Source organism: Exiguobacterium sp. s121, from assembly GCF_018617245.1.
In the GTDB taxonomy this organism is placed as follows: Bacteria; Bacillota; Bacilli; order Exiguobacteriales; family Exiguobacteriaceae; genus Exiguobacterium; species Exiguobacterium profundum.
This window is the reverse complement of sequence record NZ_JACSJV010000001.1, coordinates 1,295,078-1,314,813: the sequence shown is the minus strand read 5'-3', so window position 1 is coordinate 1,314,813 and position 19,736 is coordinate 1,295,078. Positions and strand designations below refer to the sequence as shown.

Genomic DNA, 19,736 nt, shown 5'->3' with positions numbered 1-19,736 from the left:
ATGGATTACAAAAAAGAAGCAGCGTCGATATTAGAGGCAATCGGCGGTAAAGAGAACGTTGCGGCAGCGGCGCATTGTGCGACTCGTCTTCGTCTCGTATTGAACGATGAGTCAAAGGTCGATGAGAAAGCACTCGAACAACTTGACGTCGTCAAAGGAACGTTCTCGACAGGAGGACAATACCAAATCATCATCGGACAAGGTACGGTCAACAAGGTTTATACCGAATTTTCACAATTGACAGGTCTTGGAGACATGTCAACGACAGACGTGAAGTCAGCCGGAGCAAAAAAGATGAACCCGCTCCAGCAATTCGTCAAAATGTTATCAGATATCTTCGTCCCAATCATTCCGGCCATCGTCGCCGGAGGTCTCTTGATGGGGATCAACAACCTATTGACAGCACCGGATTTGTTTTTTGAAGGACGTTCATTGATTGACCAGTATCCAGGCATGGCAGACATAGCAGCGATGATCAATACGTTCGCAAACGCCGCCTTCGTCTTCCTACCTGTACTTATAGGGTTCTCCGCAGCCAAGCGGTTCGGTGGTAACCCATATCTCGGTGCAGCACTCGGGATGATCATGGTTCACCCGGACTTGATCAATGCATACGCTCAGGCAAGCGTTGAGGAGATTCCGGTTTGGAACATCTTTGGGCTTGAGATTGAGAAGTTAGGATACCAAGGACAAGTCTTACCAGTCCTCGTCTCGACGTATATTTTATCGAAACTTGAAATCAACATTCGGAAGTTTATGCCGGCATCACTTGATATTTTGCTCACGCCATTGCTCTCACTTCTCTTCACAGCATTCATCACGTTCGCCTTCGTGGGTCCGATTACACGCGAAGCAGGGAACTTAATCATTGATGGGTTGGTATGGACGTATGATTCACTCGGATTCGTCGGTGGCTTGATCATGGGTCTTCTCTACGCTCCAATCGTTATCACGGGGATGCACCATAGCTTCATCGCAATTGAGACACAGCTTCTCGCCGATATCGCTGAAACAGGGGGATCGTTCATCTTCCCAATCGCTGCGATGTCAAACGTCGCACAAGGGGCAGCTACCCTTGCGGTCTTCTTCTTGACTGCTGATAAGAAGATGAAAGGTGTCGCCTCAGCATCAGGAATCTCTGCATTACTTGGGATCACAGAGCCTGCCATGTTCGGGGTCAACTTAAAACTTCGTTATCCATTCATTGCAGCCATCGTTGGTTCAGCCGTTGCGTCTGCATTCATCGTTGGAAACGACGTATTGGCAGTAGCGCTCGGTGCTGCCGGATTACCAGGAATTATCTCAATCGCACCGGGTTCGATCATCTCGTATATCATTGGTATGGCCATCGCATTTGCCGTGACATTCGGATTGACATTCATCCTTGCGAAACGACAAGCAAAAAAAGAAGCGGTCAAACAAGCCGCGTAACGAAAAAGGAAGTGACACTATGAATTGGACGAAGGCCGAACGTTATCGTTCACTCCGTGACGTGAGCGCCCTCGAGATGGAGGTGCTCCGTGCAAAGACGGCCGCATCCCCGTGGCGGTTTGGGTACCATATCCAGCCGCCGACGGGCCTCCTCAATGACCCGAACGGCTTCGCATATTACGATGGAGAGTACCATCTATTCTATCAATGGTTCCCGCTCGGGCCAGTTCACGGTCTCAAACATTGGTATCATGTCAGTTCGAAAGATCTTGTCCATTGGACCGACCGCGGGGTGGCGTTAGTCCCTGAAACGAAAGAAGATTCCCATGGTGCCTATTCAGGAAGTGGTTTCGTCGTAAACGACACCCTTCACGTGATGTATACCGGGAATCATCGTACGGACGATTGGACGCGTCACGCCTCGCAAATCATCGGTGTACTGCGTGACGGGATGATCGAGCGGCGCAACGTGGCCATCCCGGATATTCCGGCCGGTTACACGGAACATTTCCGCGATCCGAAAGTATGGGAAGAAGATGGATCATATTATGCGATTGTCGGTGCACAGCGAACGGATGAGACAGGATGTGTCGTCTTATATCGTTCGACCGACTTGAATGAATGGACGTTTTTAGGTGAAGTGAAGACGGGGCTCGAGCGGTTCGGTTACATGTGGGAATGTCCTGACGTGTTTGAACTGAATGGAAGGCATGTCCTCATTTTTTCTCCGCAAGGGATTGAGCCTGAAGGTCATCGCTATCACAACATCTATCAATCTGGATACGTCACAGGCACTCTTGATTTAGAGACGCTCGTCTTCACGCACGAGTCGTTTGAAGAGATCGACTTCGGTTTCGACTTTTATGCTCCACAAACGACGGAGCATGACGGTCGTCGCATTCTAGTCGGTTGGATGGGCCTACCGGAGATCGAATATCCGACAGATCGGTATGGCTGGGCCCATGCGTTGACGCTTCCTCGAGAACTCTCGCTTGAAGATGGCGTATTAAAACAACGACCAATCTCTGAAATGAAGCAACTCCGACAAGACCAGTTTGTCAACGAATCAGGGACACGGCTTGACGTGATCTCACCCGAACGTTTTGAATTGGAACTGTCGACAGCTGGAGAAGACTTCAAACTTGAACTATTGAAGACAGAAGATAAGTCGCTCGTGATTCGGTACGAGAAAGATACAAACGAATTGACCATCGATCGGACAAACGCGGGTGAACCGTTCGCGACGGAGTTTGGGACGACCCGGACAAAAGTGATTGAGGTCACGTCCCTTCATCTGTATGTCGACTCGTCGAGTGTCGAATGTTTCGTCAACGACGGTGATGCTGTGGCAACCCTTCGCGTCTTCCCATGTGATGGTGAGAAACGGGTTCGCTACGTCGGAGACGGGGCAAGTTTAGTCGGTTGGAAATTTGAATGAATGTAAAAGCTGAGCGTTTGCTCGGCTTTTTAATTTTTCCAAATGTTGAAACCGTTTCGATTGGATCTACGTATAGATGAAGAGAAGAGAGAGGTGAGAGAATGAATAAAATGATGAAGTGGGTTGATGAGATTCGAACGATTACCGCACCATTTGGAGATCCGATTGGAGAGATTGAGAATGAAGAAGTTGAACGCGTGATGGTGGCGGAGTCGACGGTGCGCGGAATAATGAATCCAGAAGTGAAGTTAGAGTTTCATGAATTAAGCCAGGTGCGGGTGTTCGCGGAAATGCTACGTAGTTCAGAAGAAATCGAGGACATCGAAATTGAAGTGGTACCCGATTTTGATCTCTTGCTGCAATTTAAAGGTGGCGATCAAGAACGATATCAGCTGTGGCTCGGTCAAGCGAACCGTCCGAGTGTCATCACGCATCTTGAGCGAACGGATGTTTTCTGGCGACTACCGGAACATACGACGAATCAATTGATTGATGCCCTCGGGTTAGATACGTAAAAAAGCACCTCTTTTTGAGATGCTTACGAGTTGAATCGGATAAACCGTTCGATTTGTCGCTCTGATTTTCTCGCTTGTCGTCCGACCCAAATCAAGTGGCCGGGACTGTTCAGGATTGTTAACTGAGCATGCGGGATCAATCGCTTCGCGTAATGCGCATGACGAACGGGGACGGCCTTGTCATTTTTTGAATGGACGATGTAGGTCGGGCAGGTGACACCGAGTAAGACCTCACTTGAGACACTTTGTTTTAAATCGAACTGTGCGCCAAGTCCAAACGCCATCTGATTCGCGACACGTTTTAGGAGAAAGATGTCGTAGGGTGACACCTCTTCTCGAATCGTCTCGAGTGCCAACACACTCGTCGATTGAATCATACGGGCCGTCGCTTCGAATGGATGTTTTTGAATGGCACGAGCGATGAACTGTTTCATGATGTATTGAAGTGCGATAAATGCGGGTTGTACGACATTTCGGCTGACCGTGTCCCGATACGGGAAATCAACGACACTCGTCACGGCGGCAGCGAGGGTCAAACTAAGGACACACTGATTCTGTGAAGCGAGCTCGATCGCGGTCGGTCCTCCGGCAGAGATGCCATAGACATGATATCGATCAATATCTAGCATTTGCATCAAGTGAGAGAGTCGGGATGCAAACAATTGAGGAGATGCTGAAAAAGAGTATGGTGTTTCTCCATATCCGGGTCTAGATGGGACAATGACCCGGAAACCGGATAAAACGAGTTGGTCCACATGGTATGGTTCTAAACTCGATGACTGGGTCCCATGGATCAGTACGATGACGGGACCGTGACCGCGGTCTATATATTCGATTTTTGAGCCGTCGACGTGTGCATAATATTTCAACTTAGATGGCGCCTCCTTAAACGTTTTGTAATGGAAAATACCTTTATTTCGTGGAAATAAAATGATAATGTCTGTTTATACATAATTTAGACAGAGAGACGAAAGGGGATAGAACCGTGAATAACCGAGAGCGGTTACTTGAAGTTCGACGTTTCTTCGAACGTTACACGGACGAAGCGAATCCAAAGACACTAGAAGATTTGCTCGAGTACTTGTCAACGATAGGAGATACTTCTAAGTTAGCAAAAAAATCGGTGAAAGACGATATCCAGGCACTGAATAATTCGGGGTTTGAAGTGCAGGATGAATTGGAGAAGAATGGTCTCGCTAAAAAGTATTGGCATTCGGCCCGCTTATTTGAGATTCATGAACTCCGGATGATGGTCGATGCGATTGTCGCAGCGAAATTTATCTCGGAAGACGTGACCGAGGAAATTGTAGAGAAACTTCAAATGCTGACGAGTATCCCTGAAGCGAAGACGCTACAATCGATCATCAAGACGCCGAAGAAAAAACACGGACACATTCCTTACCATATCGATCGTATCCAACGGGCCATTCATGAACGAAAAGCTATCTCGTTCCAATATACAGACGTCGTCGGATTTGATGTGACGAAACGAACGTTCCCGCTCCGACGTGACGGAGAGCGATACGTCGTTAATCCAATCGATTTGCATTGGAATCACGAGCAGTACTACTTGATCGGGATCGACGAATCAATCGGAGAGGTGCGGAACTACCGGGTTGACCGCATCGTCAATTCGGAGATTGTGGAAGATGGCACCATTCGTCCGAAGCATCATTTACCTGATGATTACTATCAAAAATCATTCAATATGTATAACGGATCTGATGAACAAATCGTTTTGTCCGTCGACGAACGCGTTCTCCCGGTCATCTTTGACAAGTTAGGGGAAGACGTTTCTGTTTCTGAACATGGAGAACGATTCCTCATCCGTTTCGATGCGGCCGTTTCTGACGGATTTATTTACTGGTTGCTATCTTTGGGTTCACAAGTAGAAGTGGTTGAACCACTCACGCTTCGTGATCATATGAAAGCAACGATTGAGAAAATGGCAATTACTTATGAACATACAAGCATTCATTCCTCCATCGAGTAAGCAGATGTGCTATACTGCTTGCGACACTAGATGAAGGGGGACAGGCGGATGTTGAATTGGATGCCATTGATCATTCCGATTGTCGCTGTCATTTTCGTAATGATCGTCGCAAGACGCGCCATGAAAATGGATAAAGAGAACTAATAGGAAGAGACATCGTCCAGGATTGGGAGATGTCTCTTTCGCTATGGAGGTAGAACGTGGATACGATTACACATACGTTATTCGGTTTGACGTTATATGGTGCAGCCGATAAGCGTGATTTACAACAACATGAAAAACGAGCCTTGTTCGTCACGACACTTGTCGGGAGCCAAATCCCGGACAGCGATGTGATTTCTCGGCTATGGGACACAGAAGGGATGTATCAGATGTGGCATCGCGGCATCACCCACTCGATTTTTCTCGTCCCACTCTTTGCCTTGCTCATCTACATACTCGTTCGCCTCCTCTTTCGCGTGACGGACATTCGCTATTTTGGGTGGGCACTGTTGTCTGTCTTCATACACAACACATCTGACTTGTTCAATGCATGGGGGACGGGCTACTTCGAACCGATCTCGGACGTGAGGATCACATTCGGTGTGATCCCGATTGTCGATTTCGTCTATTGGGGAATCTTCTTGGTTGCCTGGCTCGTCGCTCGGAAGCAGGAAGTTCGTTATAAGACGTATCGGTATGCATGGGCTGCCCTCGTTCTTTATGTCGCGCTTCAAAGTGCGCAGGGCGCCTATTTATATCAGTCTTATTCAAAGGAATATGACGAAGTGGCGCTCTCGGCTTCATTTATCCCGACTCAGTTCACGGTCATTACGAAGACTGACGAGGACGTATCGCTCTTTCAAGATTCGATATATCAAGAAGCGACCTTGCAATACGAATTGACGAGTGCCGAAAAGGCGAGTCTTGAACCATTGTTTGAAGCGAATCATGAGGCGCGCACATTGACCAAATGGTCGCCGTTCGTCGTCATCGTAGCAAACGAAGAACGGCTCGGCGTATTTGACCCGCGGTTTTATGATGGCGAATCCTCATTTTTATATGAATACATCGAAAGGTAGGACAACGGATGGGACGTATACGTTATCTCTTTATCTTCGCTTACGAACAGGCACTTAGTTGTATCTTTCCGGTCGCCATCTTCGGAGCGCTTGCCGTCACAAAGTTTGTAGAGTTACCACTCCCACGATATGACGTTTTACTCATCTGGTGTTTGTTCGTTCAAGTCGTCCTTGTGAAGACGGGGCTCGAGACGATGGAAGAAGTGAAGGTCATCAGCTGGTTCCATGTCATCGGTCTTGGACTTGAATTATTCAAGGTGCAGATGGGGTCATGGAGTTATCCGGATGAGGCGTTCACAAAAGTGTGGGGCGTCCCGCTCTATGCCGGATTTATGTATGCGAGCGTTGGTAGTTACGTCGTCCAGGCATGGCGTCGTCTCGATTTACGATTTACGAAGATGCCGCACCCAATCATCGCCTTCGGACTTGGCATCGCCATTTACTTCAACTTTTTTTGGCACCATGTTTGGTTAGACCTACGGTGGCTGTTGATCGCATTCATCTTTTTGGCGTTCGGTCGCTCGGTTGTCTCGTATAAACTCGACGATCGACGATTTGAGATGCCGGTCATCCTGTCATTCTTCTTGATTGCCTGCTTTATCTGGCTCGCTGAAAATATTGTCACGTTCTACAACGGCTGGGCGTATCCGGACCAATTGAACGGTTGGGCCATCGTTGATTTAGGAAAACTGTCGTCCTGGTTCCTACTCGTCATCATCAGTATCCTCCTTGTCGCTTGGCAAAAGCGAAAATTGGAGTATGAATTACCTTAAACTCGACATGTGTCGAGTTTTTTTGTGAGGGGACACGAATCCCTTTTTTGAAGAAAGTCGTATTGTAAAACGAGGTGATTCGGTTGTTGGAAATTGTACTTACTTGGTTGATTGGATTATTGTGTCTAGGATCTCTTGTCATCTATTGGAGAGAGTGGCGAAAGACTCGGAATCGAGTCAAACTAGGACAAGCTTGTCTCGCAATGTTTTGTTCGTTTCTTGTACTTGGAATGGCAGGCATGGAAACGTACGACCGCATGACGACGAATCACATCGTCGAGACGGGAGAATGTTATGTCGTCGATGACCGATCATCGAAGGGTTCATCGAACGTGACGCTATGGTTCGGAGAGCGGTCATACGGCTTCAAGGAAATTCCGGACGTTGCATATGGTCCAGGATATGTGTTTACGTGTCGCGCAATAATGACAAAGCAGATGCAATCAGGAATCGATTATGAGTTGCGATCACTTGACGGTGAGCTATTATATTCAACTCGTTCAGATGATTGATTGCGTGAAACTCAAAAACAAAACGTGTTCAAAGCTAATTTTATAGCTTCGAACACGTTTTACTATGATTGACTCCTGTACGTATGCCATAAAAGCAACATCATGACGATAAAACCCAGTCCTCCGACTAAATTGGTTATGAACAAGATGTGCTGAGACGATAAGAGACGGAGTATGGCCTGCCATATCAAAGACAGTGAAATTACGACAAAAATGAAAACACCAAATGGATTAGCGAGAATCGCAATAAGTTTATGATTCATTGTCATTCACTAAATGACCGGAATTTCTTGAACGCCATACCGATCATTTCGATTCCTTCATCTTGTTTCGTTTTCTCTCTAAAAAGATCGGAAGGATATTCAAAAAGATTGCCGCAACCGTCAAGAACCATAGCGCACGCGACATACCGGGTACGACATCTGTTATGGCACCCCAGTCCTTAGCTTCGACCCACATGTTGAGCAAGCTATATTCGGCGCATAACGTGAGAGCAACTAATGATAGGGCAATCGCCATCGGCAGCTTATAGTCCTTCTCCATCATAAATACGGTCAAATTGATGAGCGTCGCCCCGATCGCCGCCAATCCAAAAATAATCCACATCCTTTAACCCCCTAAATATTTCTATCTATACATTGTATCATACAAATTAACCCAGATAAATTTCAGAAAATTGTTTCTATTTACATAATAAATATGCTAGAATCAATGGAAAGTGTCTTTGGATATTATTCCCTTTAGAAAATGAACAATCAACCGGACATCCTTTCACACTTTTGATTGAGAGATTTGCATTCAAAAGGAGATAGAACTATGACGTATATTGCTCGGAAATCAGTTCATCTGATAATCGCATTTTTCATCTTGATTGCGATTAGTGCGCTACCGTCGCTCGTCGTTCAGACGGATTTTAGTCTGACGAATTATTGGAACGGCATTCAACAACAGATGGACCAATTACAGAAACTAGAGGACATTACATATTACAACATCACCGCGCAACGTTACTTGCCACTCTTGCCGGCACTTGGACCGCTCGTCAAAGAATCGGTCATCATTTTTACCACGGCACTCGCGGTATCGACCTCGCTAGGATTAATGTATGCGTACCTCTACTATCGGAGCGGGAGACGCGTTCGTACCGTTTTACACCAAACGAGTCAGACGCTCGAGATGGTACCAGATTTGTTCTGGTTAATTTTTTCTCAATTTCTTGCGATTACAATCCATAAGTCGACAGGGTTCGATCGCATTGAAGTTGCCGGAGGATTCGCAGAATATATACGGTTTCTCCCAATCGTCACATTGACGCTGACGACATTATTCTTCTTTATCAAATGGTTGACGATTCATATTCATGAACAAGAAGCCATTCCGTATCTCGAACTCACGCAAGCGAAAGGGATTCGACCGAGTGGACTGTTTTGGAAACACTTATTACCGAATATCATCTATCGGTTTTACCTCTTTTTCCGTTCGAACATCATTACCATCTTATCGACACTTTTGATTGTCGAATACTTATTTAACGTTCAAGGGTTATTTCGATTCGCCGTCTACAACCCGCAGATGGAGATATTACTGGTTATCTTATTCGTCATCTATATCCCGATTTTTCTGTTGGATTTACTGATTGAATGGATTATTCCGAATGCATGGAAAGGAGGGATTTGATGCGCCGAGTATTAATACGTGACCCGATTTTCATCTTCTGCTTTGTTATCGTAGCGGGGCTATTGTTGATGAGTTTTGGAAATACCGTGTTTCGTGATGGGAATGTTGATCAAACCCTCATGCTCTACTCTGATGAAGGGAGACTCATTGGAATACCACCATTAGAACCGTCAAAATATCAATGGCTCGGGACGGACAATGCTGGATATGATTTATTCCAAATGCTCGTGGAAGGATTTAAGTGGACCGTTGGCATCTGTGCGCTCGTCGCATTCGGACGGATGGTCATCAGTCTATTGATTGGCATCCCTCTTGCTTTCAGGGGAGCTCGCTTAAATCAATTCTTTAAAACGCTATTGGACGGCTTTTTGATTCTACCGATATCATTGATCGCATTGATGATGTTGGTAGGAACACTGACCTTCTATGATTCGACACAGGTGCCTCCATTATGGGATCGAGTAAAGATTGAACTAATCGTCTTAGTCGTTCTCGGATTACCTGCCGTCACGTTATATCTCATCACAGAGATTCGACAATTGCTTCAACAAGAGTTCATGATCGTGGCTCAGACGCTTGGTGGCAGTGTCTGGCATCGTGTGAGATTGCACCTTTTCCCGCATCTCGTCCCAACCCTCGTGATCGTCTTCATGCAACAGTTTGTTCAGACGCTCATGTTGCTCATTCATCTCTCACTGTTTGGGATTTTCTTCGGAGGAACGGTCATGTTACATGAAGGGATCATGCCGACCGTTTATGAATGGTCTTCGATGTTCGGGTATTATTTCAGACAGTTCACTGCGATGACATGGATGACGAATCATCTATTTCTCGTCCCGGCCATGTCACTTGCTGCGCTCATCTTTATTTTCAACTTGTTGACGAGCCGTCTCGAGCGAGCATTTAAGCTCAGACGTCAAGAACCGGTGGTGACCGAGGCAAGTCTAGCACAATCGGAAGCGGCAGCTGCTTCCCTTTCGAATCCGTTCACCCTTGTTGATTCGACTGTGTCATTAAGGAAGGAACCGGATGATATCGTATGATATGATCCGGTTTTTCTATGTCGAATGGACTGATTGGTCTTGTTTGAGGGAACGTGTATAACAGATTGAGGTGACAATTCATGAATGGAGTGAATCGATATGAAAGCTGCGATTTGTACCACGTATGGGCCACCGGAAGTACTCGTCATTCAAGAAGTGCATCAACCGAAGCCGAAAAGCAATGAGTTACTGATTCAAGTCCATGCATCGGCCGTCCACTCGGGAGACCGACGCCTCCGCGCACTAGACGTTCCAGCATTAGGAAAACTACCGATTCGATTAGTTGTTGGGTTTAAGGCGCCACGTCAACCGATTCTCGGTGTCGTGTTGGCAGGTACCGTCGTAGAAACAGGAAACAGTGTGAAAAACTTTCAGGTCGGAGACAACGTCTATGCCCTCACTGGGATGCGTTTTGGTGGTTATGCGGAGTTTGCATGTGTGAACGAATCGAAATGTGTGTTTCAGATGCCCGCGCATGCCAGCTTTATCGAGGCAGCGGCGCTACCATTTGGTGGGACGACTGCATTACATTTTTTACGGAAGGCACGTATCGAGCGAGCGACGAACGTTCTCATTTATGGTGGAGCGGGTGCTGTCGGTTCGACTGCCGTACAGATTGCGAAGCACTACGGCGTTCATGTGACTGCGGTATGCCATGAACGCAACATCGAGCTCGTGAAGCGGCTCGGGGCAGATGTAGTCGTGGACTATTCGAGAGAAGGGTATGACCGTGAATTGGGTACGTATGATGCGGTCTTTGATGCTTCGGGGAAAATTGATAAACGCCTAGCCAAAAAACATGTGGCAGAGAATAGTGCGTTCAGTTCCGTCGCGGGACAGGGACCGGCGAGCGAACGAAAAGAGGATTTGATGTTCTTGAACGAATTATTTGAAGCAGGAGAGCTACAACCAGTCATTGATTCAGTTTATTCGCTAGATGAGATTGTCGAGGCACACCGATACGTCGATCAAGGGACAAAGGTTGGGAATGTGATTGTGAGAATCAAGGAAGAATCAATCAGATGATAGATGGTAGTATAGAGAGAAATATCATATTTTATCGTGAGGTTTGGTCGAGAACCTCACTTACATATGAATGGATTCACCGACTAGACGAATCAATGAGAGCGGGCGAGTAGACATGAATATATTGATTGGACAACCGAAGATGGAACAAGATCTTATGCAACTGAAGGGAGAGATTGAGTCGAACCCTACAGTGGACTTGATTCTCTATCCAGAGGGATATTGTACATATAGAGCATTGGATGAGCTAAGTGATTTAGCGATCCAATTCAACACAACGATTGTTTTAGGGTATCGAGATGACACGAATAGAGACCGGGTCCTCATTGTAAATAAGAATGGCGAGACGTTGTTAACGCGATGGAAAACGCCTGAAAATGTGGGCTTGTTCATGCCATCAAGTGCCACAGATGGAGCAGAAGAATACGGATATTTACTGTGCAGGGAGATTTTTATGGGGGTTGAAGGATTGAAGGGTCATGAGCATCTATCAATCATATTCAATCCAATCGGGGTCGGGATGTTTAGTGAGGAACAATTCACGGAGTGGACGGAAGAAGCGAGAAAAATTGCGATGGAACGAAAAGCGATGATTATCGGAACGAGTCACGCGGATGGATCGTATCGAAATTGTGGAATCTCGATTCCGATCGCATATTGCTTTGATGAAAATGGAGAAGAAGTGTTTTTATCGAAAAATGATACGCGGACGCGAGTGTTAGAAACTGATTCAAGAGTTACGACATTCGTCTAACAAACCGTGATTTCCTGTAAAAAATGAAATACGTGTAAAATGAATGGGTTTATTTCACATACCATTAATTAATCTTAAATCAGAAAGTGAGTACTTATGAGATACCTTTTCAAACGAAAACACAAGAGTGATTGCAAATGCTCGATATGTGGCACGAGTAAAGAACATACAGTCGGCTTTGGATCGATCATGCCATCAGTATTAGACGGCCTATCGAAACGGGAGATGAAGAAGCGCGTCGTTTTGACAGATGATATTTGCGTCCTCGATGAAGCTCATTTCTTTATCAACGGATGCCTCGAACTCCCGATCATTGGAGAAGACGATCCTTTCATCTGGAATGTCTGGGTATCACTCAGTCCGGATAACTTTTTCAAAGTCATCGATTTATGGGATGAACCAGCTCGTGTAGACCTCGACCCGATGTTCGGCTGGCTATCGACGGATCTTCCCATCTATCCAGATACCATCAATCTAAAGACAAACGTACATATGCGTGAAGTCGGAATACGTCCATTGATTGAACTCGAACCAACGAATCATCCTCTTGCAATGGAGCAGCGGAATGGTATCACGAGGTCGCGGGTCGATGATATATTCCGACTCGTTGAACGTAGCGGATAAAGGAGGAGTGCAGGGTGAGTCAATTAAAGTCATCTTTGATTTTCGATTTGTACACAGGAAATCAAGCGCTCACTTCGGTTCAGCAGAAGATGTTGGAGCGAATCGAGTTACTTGTTCACGACAAACGATTCAAAGAACTTGAACAATTCATGCGCGACACTCCGGACATCGAGCAGCTGTTAATTGACTATGTGCTACTCGATCCGACCGATTCATATCGTTGGGATTTGCTTATTGGTTACGAACGGTTGGATCGGATTGAAGATTATGATCGAGTGAATGCATTTTGCCGAACTGCCTTTTCATACCATCCAGATAAACCCTTCTATTTTGCCTTGGCATTATATGATATGGGATGGAATGATTTCGAGATAGACGAGGAAGTCATTGAAGTTGCGAATCAATTGATTGAAGTAGCAACACCTGAAGTTTCTGCATTGATTTGTCTAAGCGTTTCAAAAGTGCTACGACATAAAGAGCGCGAGTATCTTCAAATGGCAATTGAGCGATGTCCGTGGGCAGTACAGCCAACCTTTTCTCTAGGTGAGCATTACAGCCGGTATAATCCGAGATTGGCTAAAACCTATATGGAAAAAGGTGTGGCTCAATTGGCTCTGAGTTTTGATGATTCAGGCAAGAATCACGTAGCGTCAAAGACTGATTTCAATCCGATTACGTGGAAAGAAGATTGTTGTTCTGATTTACTAGGAATGAATATGAGTTGGGCAGAATACCAAAAATACAAGCGAGCCATCAAGTCACATAGATAAGCAAGAACATGAGGAATACGAGGAGGGATTTTATGAGAATCACAGAAGCCACGCTCTATACGAACCGGCTCGAAGAAATGAAACATTTCTATGTAGAGAAGCTCGGACTAGCCGTCGTGGACGAAGATTCTACTCGATTTCAAATCGAATTAGGAGAAGATACCTTGATATTTCAAGAGGCTATAACGGAGCAAGAGCGACAATACCATTTCGCTATCAATATTCCGGCTAATCGATTCAAAGAAGCGAAAGAATGGCTGATGTCACGTGTCCCGCTTTTGACTGAAGACGGTGAGGACGAAATCTATTTTGAAGGAATCGATGCATCATCGCTTTATTTTTACGATACGGACGAGAATGTCGTCGAGTTGATTGCTCGACATTCGATTAATCCAGAAAGTAACATCGAGTCCTTTTCGTTGAATGAATTTCTTGGAATTGGCGAGATGAGTTTGACTGTGGAAGATCCGCTACATGTCGCACAAGAACTTTCAAACATCGAGATCCACCGCCGAGACGGTAACCAAATCGATGAGCGTCATCTGAACTTTTTAGGCGCACCGAATAGCGAGACATACATTTTATTAGTTCCTCCAGGTCGTGTGTGGCTGTTTTCACCAAAACTGTCGATTCCGAGTCCAATTCAGATGGTACTTGATCAACGATACATCGTCGAAATGGATGAGAAACACGAGATTCATATTCACTCCATCAAAAAATGAGTTCACAATTGAACTCATTTTTTAGTCTTTAGATTCGACATACCGATGAATTTCTTCTAATCGTATGACTGCGTTCTCCAAGTTCACCTCAAACGATTGGTCTGAGCATTCAACAGTGAGCGAATCACCATTCTGACGTGAATAATCTAGTAGTAGTGGTCTGATTCGTTCATGTACAATTTGTGCATTTTCGATTGAAGTTCGAGGGAAAATCATGGCGAATGTGTCTTGCGCAACCCGATACTTCTTGTCCGTTCGTCGAGTCGCTTCGTGAAGTTCGTCACTAAAATAGTATAAGAACCATTCATATTCGGATGAACCATACTGTTTTTCAAAATGATCGAGAATGGGCAGTGTGATGAATGTCACCACGAACGTTTCACCGTGGCGAATCAACCGATCCCGTTCAGCCTCTATATCCATCAAAAAACGATCACGGTTATCAAAACCGGTCTCTGGGTCGACCGCAATTAACTGACTGACTCTCGCTTCCGCAACCTTTAGTGCAAACTGGGCATGAAACAGCTTGACTTGGAGCCAGTAAGACAACCCCGTCAAAATCGCTAATAGTAATAAAATATATAGTTGCGCAGTAGCGGCAGTCTCATACACAGGCATCGTGATTAAAAAGTAAGCAGCGAATCCTAACAGAATGAGTACACCAGACGCTCGGTGAATGAGCAAAGTTGAAAGATAAAGAATCGGAATACAGATCATCCACCAAACGGGTAGATGATTCAGGATCAGCACAGAGGAAAGTAGAATACTACATGTCAACGATACAACGATGAGTGCGATTAGTTGTATGGACATCGTTGTCCAGTGTCTCATAGGTATCCTCCTCTTAAAAGAAATAAATTGCAATGATAACACTATTATCCATTTTCCGAAATAGTGATTGTTCAAACCGATTTGAACACTTGATTCATTATAAGTGATTCACTCTATTTTAAAAGGCTTATTTTTGAAAAGACGTGAATGTTTGCGAACACTTCTTTAGAAAAAGAAGTACGAATGATTGGTGTATAATGGAAAAAGAGGTGATAGCATGAATCGAAAACATATATTGCTCGTCGGAGGGACGGGGATGTTGGCAGGACTCGCATCTTATCTGGCAATCGAACATAATGTCACGGTCATTGGACGAAATAAAGAAAAAATGGCAAGCGTCGTACAAAGAAATCCTGAAACGTGTCATCCGCTGATTGTTGATTATTGCGATGAGGAACTACTTTCAAACGCACTACAGCGTGCAGTGCAAAAAAACGGTCCATTTGATCGAGTCATCGCGTGGGTGCACCGAGGCTCAGGGAAAGCGATGCAACTCATTTTGAATCATTCGGAAACTGCAGAGGTGATACATATTTTAGGTAGCCGGGCGAATCCGGAATATGAGAAGGCGTGTCTATGTCTCAATGAACAACAGCTGTATCGGCAAGTCCAATTAGGTGAAATGCATGAGTTGGCATCTGTCCGTTGGTTGACACACGACGAGATTGTGAAAGGTGTTCACGATGCTATGCAGAACCAAGACGACTATCGATTGATTGGTACACGAAAGGATGACTTAAATGTTCACTCGAGAAACGATTAGCGAATGGATGGAGAAGCACCATGTATCAAATTTAGATTTGGCAACTTTCACTGAAAGAAGGGAGTTGTCCGCATTTCAATTGGGAGACGTCTCTTATGAAGGCAGGATGTTCGCCGCCTGTTCGATTAGTAAATTTGTTACGGTGATTCTCATTTTGAAGCTCGTTGAAGATCAGAAGTTAAATTTAGACTCGGAAATCAATGATTATTTCTCTTCCTTCACGTTGAATGATGAAAATGGGATTCCTTCACAAATCACGATACGACAGCTCATCCAACATGAGGCTGGCATAATCGATTTGCCTGATCAGTTCGGGACGATGGAACAATGTACAGAGATCCCTTCGATGGAAGAGATAATATTGGGTAACACACCTTATTATGAGCGACCGGTGTTTATCCAGTCACAGGAAGTTGGGACGTTCCACTATTCAGATTCAGGTTACTGTTTACTCCAACATGCGATTGAGCAATGTATGTCTTCTACATTTGAAAAAATCATGACTGAATACATCTTTGCACCGCTGGATATGAACTCAAGTTCGTATGATTTAGAGAGGATAGAGAAGTATGGCGTTATCGGGATTGAACCAAACGGGTCAGTCGTCTCTCCAAAGTCATGCTATTATCCTTACCCTGCAGCGAGTGGTCTTTGGACAACGGCTTCCGATTTAGCGATACTCGTCAATGCAATTACGAAAGAAGGGTTCTTGAGTAACGAGTCAAGAAGGGTTTTATTCACACCATCTTCCACAAATGCCGAAGTAGGACATGGTCTATTTATAAATCCCGACAAGCCAGGTAAAGGATTCTCATTCGGTTGGGGGATCGGGTTTCAATGTTTGCTCGTGATGGAGAAAGACTCTCCAACAGGTTTCATTTGTTTGTCAAATCGGAATGAAGGGGTTCTTCAGTTCGAAGGATTGATTGAACAACTACTGCATATATACACATAACATATTATAAGGAGGATTATACGTTGGCTAGACACTATTCTACTGGAGAAGTCGCGAGAAAACTGAACGTGTCAGTGCGTACGCTTCGATACTATGACCAAATCAATTTGGTCACTCCATCGTATACAAACGATGTACAGAAACGATTTTATAGTGACGACGAAATGTTTCGCCTTCAAAAAATCATGCTTTTAAAATCGATGGCCGTGCCGCTTGATGAGATTCGGAGAATCTTAGATGAGCAATCACTTACAAGCATCTTGTCCGCACATCTGTCCTCGTTAGAAGGAAAGATAGAGGAATTGAAGCAGGCCAGAAACCATACTGTCACACTCCTTCAATCCATGAAGCTTGAAAATGAAAAAATCGATTGGACGAAACTACAAACTATTCAAGCTAAATCAAATGACCGGGGACAATGGACGGACTATTTTTCGGAAGAAGAGTCTGATTCATTGAAAGCAAGCTTACCTAAATTAGAAGACGGTGAGCATGATACGAAAAAGTGGATCAACTTGATTCGGAGAATTGAAATTTTATTGGAACGTGGGGTCGCCCCTTCCTCAAAAGAAGCTCAAATTCTTAAAGAAGATTTGACATGGTTAACAGACGAGACATTTGGACAAGATCAACAATTGATTGAATCATTTTGGATGATTCGAAAATCAACTGATGCATCGAATGAATTAGGACTGTATCCAATCGATGCATCGATTCTTGCCTATATTGATTCACTATATCAAGAGTGATTCCCTCACGCCAATGCAGTCAATAGAACGGCTAGCCCATTAAAGGTTCCATGGATGAGCATGCTGGAATATATAGAGTTGGTCCGTTCATATACCCAAGCGAATACTAGTCCCGATACAAAATTGACGAGTAACGTGTTTGTCGTTGGTAAATGAGCAAGAGTGAATATTCCAGCACTTATGATCATCCCGATCCAAACCCCAAATCGTTCTTGAAAGAAGCGGTATAAGAACCCACGATAAAAGATTTCTTCATAGATTGGTGATATGATGGCCGCCGATCCAAACGCAATTAGTATGGAGATAATCGACAAGTCACTTTGCAAACTCTCTGTTTTTGTATTCGACGTACCGATGCCGAAATATGATTGGACTACGACGATGATGATACTGAGTACAATTAACACAATTGTCCATAGAAAGATCATCCCCGAGTCTTTCCATGAGATGCGGCGAAGTCCTAACGTTTCGAGCGATAAGGTCCGAGGACGTATCGCGACGAGATAGAGGACGGTCATAAATATTATGGCTAATAACAGGCCGATACTTGTTCCTGAATAGAAGGTGTTTCCCCATGACCGCTCTAAAAAGTTGTGTAAGTGGTGCTCGATAAGTAGGGGCGTCACTCCGAATAGAAGAACCATCGTAATTGCGAATTGGTTCCATGTCCAAATGGGAGATATTTTCTTTTGCATTTGATTCAACATCATATTTCCTCCTTATGTGGTTGTAGCCCCATCATATCGGGTGACGTAACGTCACCTGCAAGCAGAAAAATGAAAAAGGAGTATTAAGACTATGGAACAATGGATTGGATCAGCTGCTTTATGCATCAACGAAGAGAAGGAAGTCCTACTCGTAAAGAATCGTGACATACAACAATGGAGTTTGCCATCAGGTGGTCTAGAAGACGGAGAAACTCCGGAACAGTGTTGTCGGCGCGAAGTGTTAGAAGAGACGGGCTATCGCATTTCTGTTGATCAACGACTACATATCAAACGAGCCATCATATCAAACTTTCAGGTCGAGACACATTATTTCTTGGCAACGTGTGAAGAGCGGGTCGAGACCGCTATGATTGATTCGGTTATCGAGGAAGTCAATTGGTGGTCGCTTCAAGAGTTAGAACGATTAGACCATGCGTTTCCAGAGGATCTTGAAATGATTCGAAGGTGGCTAATATGAATAAATTCATTGAAGTCAAAGGGTATGATGTTGAATATCGTTTATTCGGTTCCGGGGAACGACTGATCGTTGTCATGACAGGTATGGGAGGTTCATTCGAAGAGTGGGTTTCTCTTTCCGAGCAATTAAGTGAGTCGTATAAAGTATTACTTTATCATCGTTCCGGTTATGGTGAGAGTGAGATGAATAGGCGTTCGAGTAGAACGTCATCTCATCTTTTAGAATGTACTGAATTATTGAATACCCTTCAGCTACATCAACCGATTCTAATAGTCGGTCATTCTTACGGAGGTTTGTGCGCGCAACACATGGCCAAAGTTTTTCCGAATAGAGTAGGAGGCGTCGTACTCGTCGATTCTACTTCCCATGATTTTTCTATATTAGACGACATAGAAACCCCGGTGATGGACCGTCAATATTCAGATGACGATTGGCGAACGATGTGCCATTCCTATGCAATCCTTTCAAAAGAAGAACTAGTGAAAGTTCATCAACCAGAACTTTCACTTGAGCAACAAGGCTTATCATCAGATGCACGTGCACGTCTTAAACGATTTTATCAATCTCCTCAATTGTATAAAACGATGTTGGAAGAAGAATCGTTCTGGCGTGATGACGCCGCGATCATCAAACAAATGGGCACCTTTTCATCAATCCCGTTAATTGTCATCGGTCGAGATTCTGTAGCGATGATTCAGGAAGGAATAAATGGAGGGTTGCCTGAGGCTGAAATTCGATTGCTAGAAGAGACGTGGCATGATCTGATCCATCAACAGTTGAGATTATCAAATCAATCGGAACTCATCATCGCGGAAAATGCAGGACACCAAATTCATTTACAACGACCAGACACAATCATCGAAGCGATTCATCGAATCGAACAAGCCGGTCGCATAAAAACGACCGGCTCATGA

General features: G+C 44.7%; 23 protein-coding genes. 19 read left to right on the top strand and 4 right to left on the bottom strand.

Features of this window, described 5'->3' with window-relative positions; all coding sequences use genetic code 11:
• The 3 genes from KOG47_RS06775 to KOG47_RS06765 all read left to right on the top strand — a co-directional run bounded on the left by KOG47_RS06775 (position 1) and on the right by KOG47_RS06765 (position 3,384).
• Complete coding sequence (locus KOG47_RS06775; RefSeq protein ID WP_196430677.1) at positions 1 to 1,431, top strand: sucrose-specific PTS transporter subunit IIBC; 1,431 nt, start codon at positions 1 to 3, stop codon at positions 1,429 to 1,431.
• 19 nt (positions 1,432 to 1,450) lie between these two features.
• On the top strand, positions 1,451 to 2,869 hold the full coding sequence (locus tag KOG47_RS06770; RefSeq protein WP_215243974.1) for a glycoside hydrolase family 32 protein: 1,419 nt from the start codon (positions 1,451 to 1,453) through the stop codon (positions 2,867 to 2,869).
• A gap of 101 nt (positions 2,870 to 2,970) precedes the next feature.
• Entirely contained in the window at positions 2,971 to 3,384 is a 414-nt protein-coding gene (locus KOG47_RS06765; protein WP_215243973.1) for a YhfM domain-containing protein, read from the top strand.
• A 23-nt stretch (positions 3,385 to 3,407) separates the two neighbouring features.
• On the opposite strand, the gene KOG47_RS06760 is transcribed toward KOG47_RS06765, so the two are convergent.
• On the bottom strand, positions 3,408 to 4,253 hold the full coding sequence (locus KOG47_RS06760; RefSeq protein ID WP_214690945.1) for an alpha/beta fold hydrolase: 846 nt from the start codon (positions 4,251 to 4,253) through the stop codon (positions 3,408 to 3,410).
• Positions 4,254 to 4,369: 116 nt separating this feature from the next.
• Here KOG47_RS06760 and KOG47_RS06755 point away from each other — a divergent pair, with 116 nt between their 5' ends.
• The 4 genes from KOG47_RS06755 (at position 4,370) to KOG47_RS06740 (ending at position 7,723) form a co-directional block, all read left to right on the top strand.
• Positions 4,370 to 5,377 (top strand): helix-turn-helix transcriptional regulator, encoded by a 1,008-nt coding sequence (locus tag KOG47_RS06755; protein ID WP_214781035.1) that lies wholly within the window; start codon positions 4,370 to 4,372, stop codon positions 5,375 to 5,377.
• Between the two features lie 200 nt (positions 5,378 to 5,577).
• Entirely contained in the window at positions 5,578 to 6,438 is an 861-nt protein-coding gene (locus KOG47_RS06750) for a metal-dependent hydrolase (protein ID WP_215243972.1), read from the top strand.
• 8 nt (positions 6,439 to 6,446) lie between these two features.
• A complete protein-coding gene (locus tag KOG47_RS06745) occupies positions 6,447 to 7,211 on the top strand; it encodes a DUF817 domain-containing protein (RefSeq protein WP_215243971.1) in 765 nt (254 codons plus the stop codon).
• A gap of 86 nt (positions 7,212 to 7,297) precedes the next feature.
• Positions 7,298 to 7,723, top strand: a complete 426-nt coding sequence (locus KOG47_RS06740) for a hypothetical protein (RefSeq protein WP_074037059.1) — start codon at positions 7,298 to 7,300, stop codon at positions 7,721 to 7,723.
• Between the two features lie 306 nt (positions 7,724 to 8,029).
• Here KOG47_RS06740 and KOG47_RS06735 read toward each other — a convergent pair whose 3' ends face one another.
• The gene (locus tag KOG47_RS06735) at positions 8,030 to 8,329 is read right to left on the bottom strand and encodes a hypothetical protein (RefSeq protein ID WP_214684341.1); all 300 of its coding nucleotides are present in this window, start codon (positions 8,327 to 8,329) and stop codon (positions 8,030 to 8,032) included.
• Between the two features lie 210 nt (positions 8,330 to 8,539).
• Here KOG47_RS06735 and KOG47_RS06730 point away from each other — a divergent pair, with 210 nt between their 5' ends.
• From KOG47_RS06730 to KOG47_RS06700, 7 genes are all read left to right on the top strand, one after another.
• Positions 8,540 to 9,400 (top strand): ABC transporter permease subunit, encoded by an 861-nt coding sequence (locus KOG47_RS06730; protein WP_215243970.1) that lies wholly within the window; start codon positions 8,540 to 8,542, stop codon positions 9,398 to 9,400.
• A complete protein-coding gene (locus tag KOG47_RS06725; RefSeq protein WP_215243969.1) occupies positions 9,400 to 10,443 on the top strand; it encodes an ABC transporter permease in 1,044 nt (347 codons plus the stop codon). The genes KOG47_RS06730 and KOG47_RS06725 overlap by 1 nt, the downstream gene beginning before the upstream one ends.
• 99 nt (positions 10,444 to 10,542) lie before the next feature.
• Positions 10,543 to 11,469, top strand: a complete 927-nt coding sequence (locus KOG47_RS06720; protein WP_215243968.1) for an NAD(P)-dependent alcohol dehydrogenase — start codon at positions 10,543 to 10,545, stop codon at positions 11,467 to 11,469.
• 115 nt (positions 11,470 to 11,584) lie between these two features.
• Positions 11,585 to 12,223, top strand: coding sequence for a hypothetical protein (locus tag KOG47_RS06715; RefSeq protein WP_215243967.1), 639 nt, complete (start codon positions 11,585 to 11,587; stop codon positions 12,221 to 12,223).
• A 96-nt stretch (positions 12,224 to 12,319) separates the two neighbouring features.
• The gene (locus KOG47_RS06710) at positions 12,320 to 12,847 is read left to right on the top strand and encodes a DUF2199 domain-containing protein (protein ID WP_255541906.1); all 528 of its coding nucleotides are present in this window, start codon (positions 12,320 to 12,322) and stop codon (positions 12,845 to 12,847) included.
• A 14-nt stretch (positions 12,848 to 12,861) separates the two neighbouring features.
• Positions 12,862 to 13,617: a hypothetical protein gene (locus KOG47_RS06705; RefSeq protein WP_215243966.1), complete on the top strand. Its 756-nt coding sequence runs from the start codon at positions 12,862 to 12,864 to the stop codon at positions 13,615 to 13,617.
• Between the two features lie 32 nt (positions 13,618 to 13,649).
• Positions 13,650 to 14,339, top strand: a complete 690-nt coding sequence (locus KOG47_RS06700; RefSeq protein ID WP_215243965.1) for a glyoxalase — start codon at positions 13,650 to 13,652, stop codon at positions 14,337 to 14,339.
• 21 nt (positions 14,340 to 14,360) lie between these two features.
• Here the strand turns inward: KOG47_RS06700 and KOG47_RS06695 are convergent, their stop codons facing one another.
• Positions 14,361 to 15,170 (bottom strand): GGDEF domain-containing protein, encoded by an 810-nt coding sequence (locus KOG47_RS06695; protein ID WP_215243964.1) that lies wholly within the window; start codon positions 15,168 to 15,170, stop codon positions 14,361 to 14,363.
• 217 nt (positions 15,171 to 15,387) lie between these two features.
• On the opposite strand from KOG47_RS06695, the gene KOG47_RS06690 reads away from it, so the two are divergent.
• The 3 genes from KOG47_RS06690 to KOG47_RS06680 are packed head-to-tail and all read left to right on the top strand — an operon-like array spanning position 15,388 to position 17,637.
• Positions 15,388 to 15,933: a Rossmann-fold NAD(P)-binding domain-containing protein gene (locus tag KOG47_RS06690; RefSeq protein WP_196430692.1), complete on the top strand. Its 546-nt coding sequence runs from the start codon at positions 15,388 to 15,390 to the stop codon at positions 15,931 to 15,933.
• Positions 15,911 to 16,888 (top strand): serine hydrolase domain-containing protein, encoded by a 978-nt coding sequence (locus tag KOG47_RS06685; RefSeq protein ID WP_215243963.1) that lies wholly within the window; start codon positions 15,911 to 15,913, stop codon positions 16,886 to 16,888. Before KOG47_RS06690 ends, KOG47_RS06685 begins: the two co-directional genes overlap by 23 nt.
• A gap of 23 nt (positions 16,889 to 16,911) precedes the next feature.
• A complete protein-coding gene (locus tag KOG47_RS06680) occupies positions 16,912 to 17,637 on the top strand; it encodes a MerR family transcriptional regulator (RefSeq protein ID WP_215243962.1) in 726 nt (241 codons plus the stop codon).
• 5 nt (positions 17,638 to 17,642) lie between these two features.
• Here KOG47_RS06680 and KOG47_RS06675 read toward each other — a convergent pair whose 3' ends face one another.
• On the bottom strand, positions 17,643 to 18,344 hold the full coding sequence (locus tag KOG47_RS06675; protein WP_215243961.1) for a CPBP family intramembrane glutamic endopeptidase: 702 nt from the start codon (positions 18,342 to 18,344) through the stop codon (positions 17,643 to 17,645).
• 91 nt (positions 18,345 to 18,435) lie between these two features.
• On the opposite strand from KOG47_RS06675, the gene KOG47_RS06670 reads away from it, so the two are divergent.
• Together KOG47_RS06670 and KOG47_RS06665 are read left to right on the top strand one after the other, a co-directional pair.
• Positions 18,436 to 18,822: an NUDIX hydrolase gene (locus KOG47_RS06670; protein WP_215243960.1), complete on the top strand. Its 387-nt coding sequence runs from the start codon at positions 18,436 to 18,438 to the stop codon at positions 18,820 to 18,822.
• A complete protein-coding gene (locus tag KOG47_RS06665) occupies positions 18,819 to 19,736 on the top strand; it encodes an alpha/beta fold hydrolase (protein WP_215243959.1) in 918 nt (305 codons plus the stop codon). Before KOG47_RS06670 ends, KOG47_RS06665 begins: the two co-directional genes overlap by 4 nt.

What these genes read in the sequence shown, in the direction of transcription:
- KOG47_RS06695 (WP_215243964.1), bottom strand. Translation starts at nt 15,170, where the DNA reads ATGAGACACTGGACAACGATGTCCATACAACTAATCGCACTCATCGTT.
- KOG47_RS06765 (WP_215243973.1), top strand. Translation starts at nt 2,971, where the DNA reads ATGAATAAAATGATGAAGTGGGTTGATGAGATTCGAACGATTACCGCA.
- KOG47_RS06685 (WP_215243963.1), top strand. Translation starts at nt 15,911, where the DNA reads ATGTTCACTCGAGAAACGATTAGCGAATGGATGGAGAAGCACCATGTA.
- KOG47_RS06720 (WP_215243968.1), top strand. Translation starts at nt 10,543, where the DNA reads ATGAAAGCTGCGATTTGTACCACGTATGGGCCACCGGAAGTACTCGTC.
- KOG47_RS06745 (WP_215243971.1), top strand. Translation starts at nt 6,447, where the DNA reads ATGGGACGTATACGTTATCTCTTTATCTTCGCTTACGAACAGGCACTT.
- KOG47_RS06690 (WP_196430692.1), top strand. Translation starts at nt 15,388, where the DNA reads ATGAATCGAAAACATATATTGCTCGTCGGAGGGACGGGGATGTTGGCA.
- KOG47_RS06675 (WP_215243961.1), bottom strand. Translation starts at nt 18,344, where the DNA reads ATGTTGAATCAAATGCAAAAGAAAATATCTCCCATTTGGACATGGAAC.
- KOG47_RS06700 (WP_215243965.1), top strand. Translation starts at nt 13,650, where the DNA reads ATGAGAATCACAGAAGCCACGCTCTATACGAACCGGCTCGAAGAAATG.
- KOG47_RS06670 (WP_215243960.1), top strand. Translation starts at nt 18,436, where the DNA reads ATGGAACAATGGATTGGATCAGCTGCTTTATGCATCAACGAAGAGAAG.
- KOG47_RS06725 (WP_215243969.1), top strand. Translation starts at nt 9,400, where the DNA reads ATGCGCCGAGTATTAATACGTGACCCGATTTTCATCTTCTGCTTTGTT.
- KOG47_RS06770 (WP_215243974.1), top strand. Translation starts at nt 1,451, where the DNA reads ATGAATTGGACGAAGGCCGAACGTTATCGTTCACTCCGTGACGTGAGC.
- KOG47_RS06710 (WP_255541906.1), top strand. Translation starts at nt 12,320, where the DNA reads ATGAGATACCTTTTCAAACGAAAACACAAGAGTGATTGCAAATGCTCG.
- KOG47_RS06665 (WP_215243959.1), top strand. Translation starts at nt 18,819, where the DNA reads ATGAATAAATTCATTGAAGTCAAAGGGTATGATGTTGAATATCGTTTA.
- KOG47_RS06715 (WP_215243967.1), top strand. Translation starts at nt 11,585, where the DNA reads ATGAATATATTGATTGGACAACCGAAGATGGAACAAGATCTTATGCAA.
- KOG47_RS06730 (WP_215243970.1), top strand. Translation starts at nt 8,540, where the DNA reads ATGACGTATATTGCTCGGAAATCAGTTCATCTGATAATCGCATTTTTC.
- KOG47_RS06775 (WP_196430677.1), top strand. Translation starts at nt 1, where the DNA reads ATGGATTACAAAAAAGAAGCAGCGTCGATATTAGAGGCAATCGGCGGT.
- KOG47_RS06735 (WP_214684341.1), bottom strand. Translation starts at nt 8,329, where the DNA reads ATGTGGATTATTTTTGGATTGGCGGCGATCGGGGCGACGCTCATCAAT.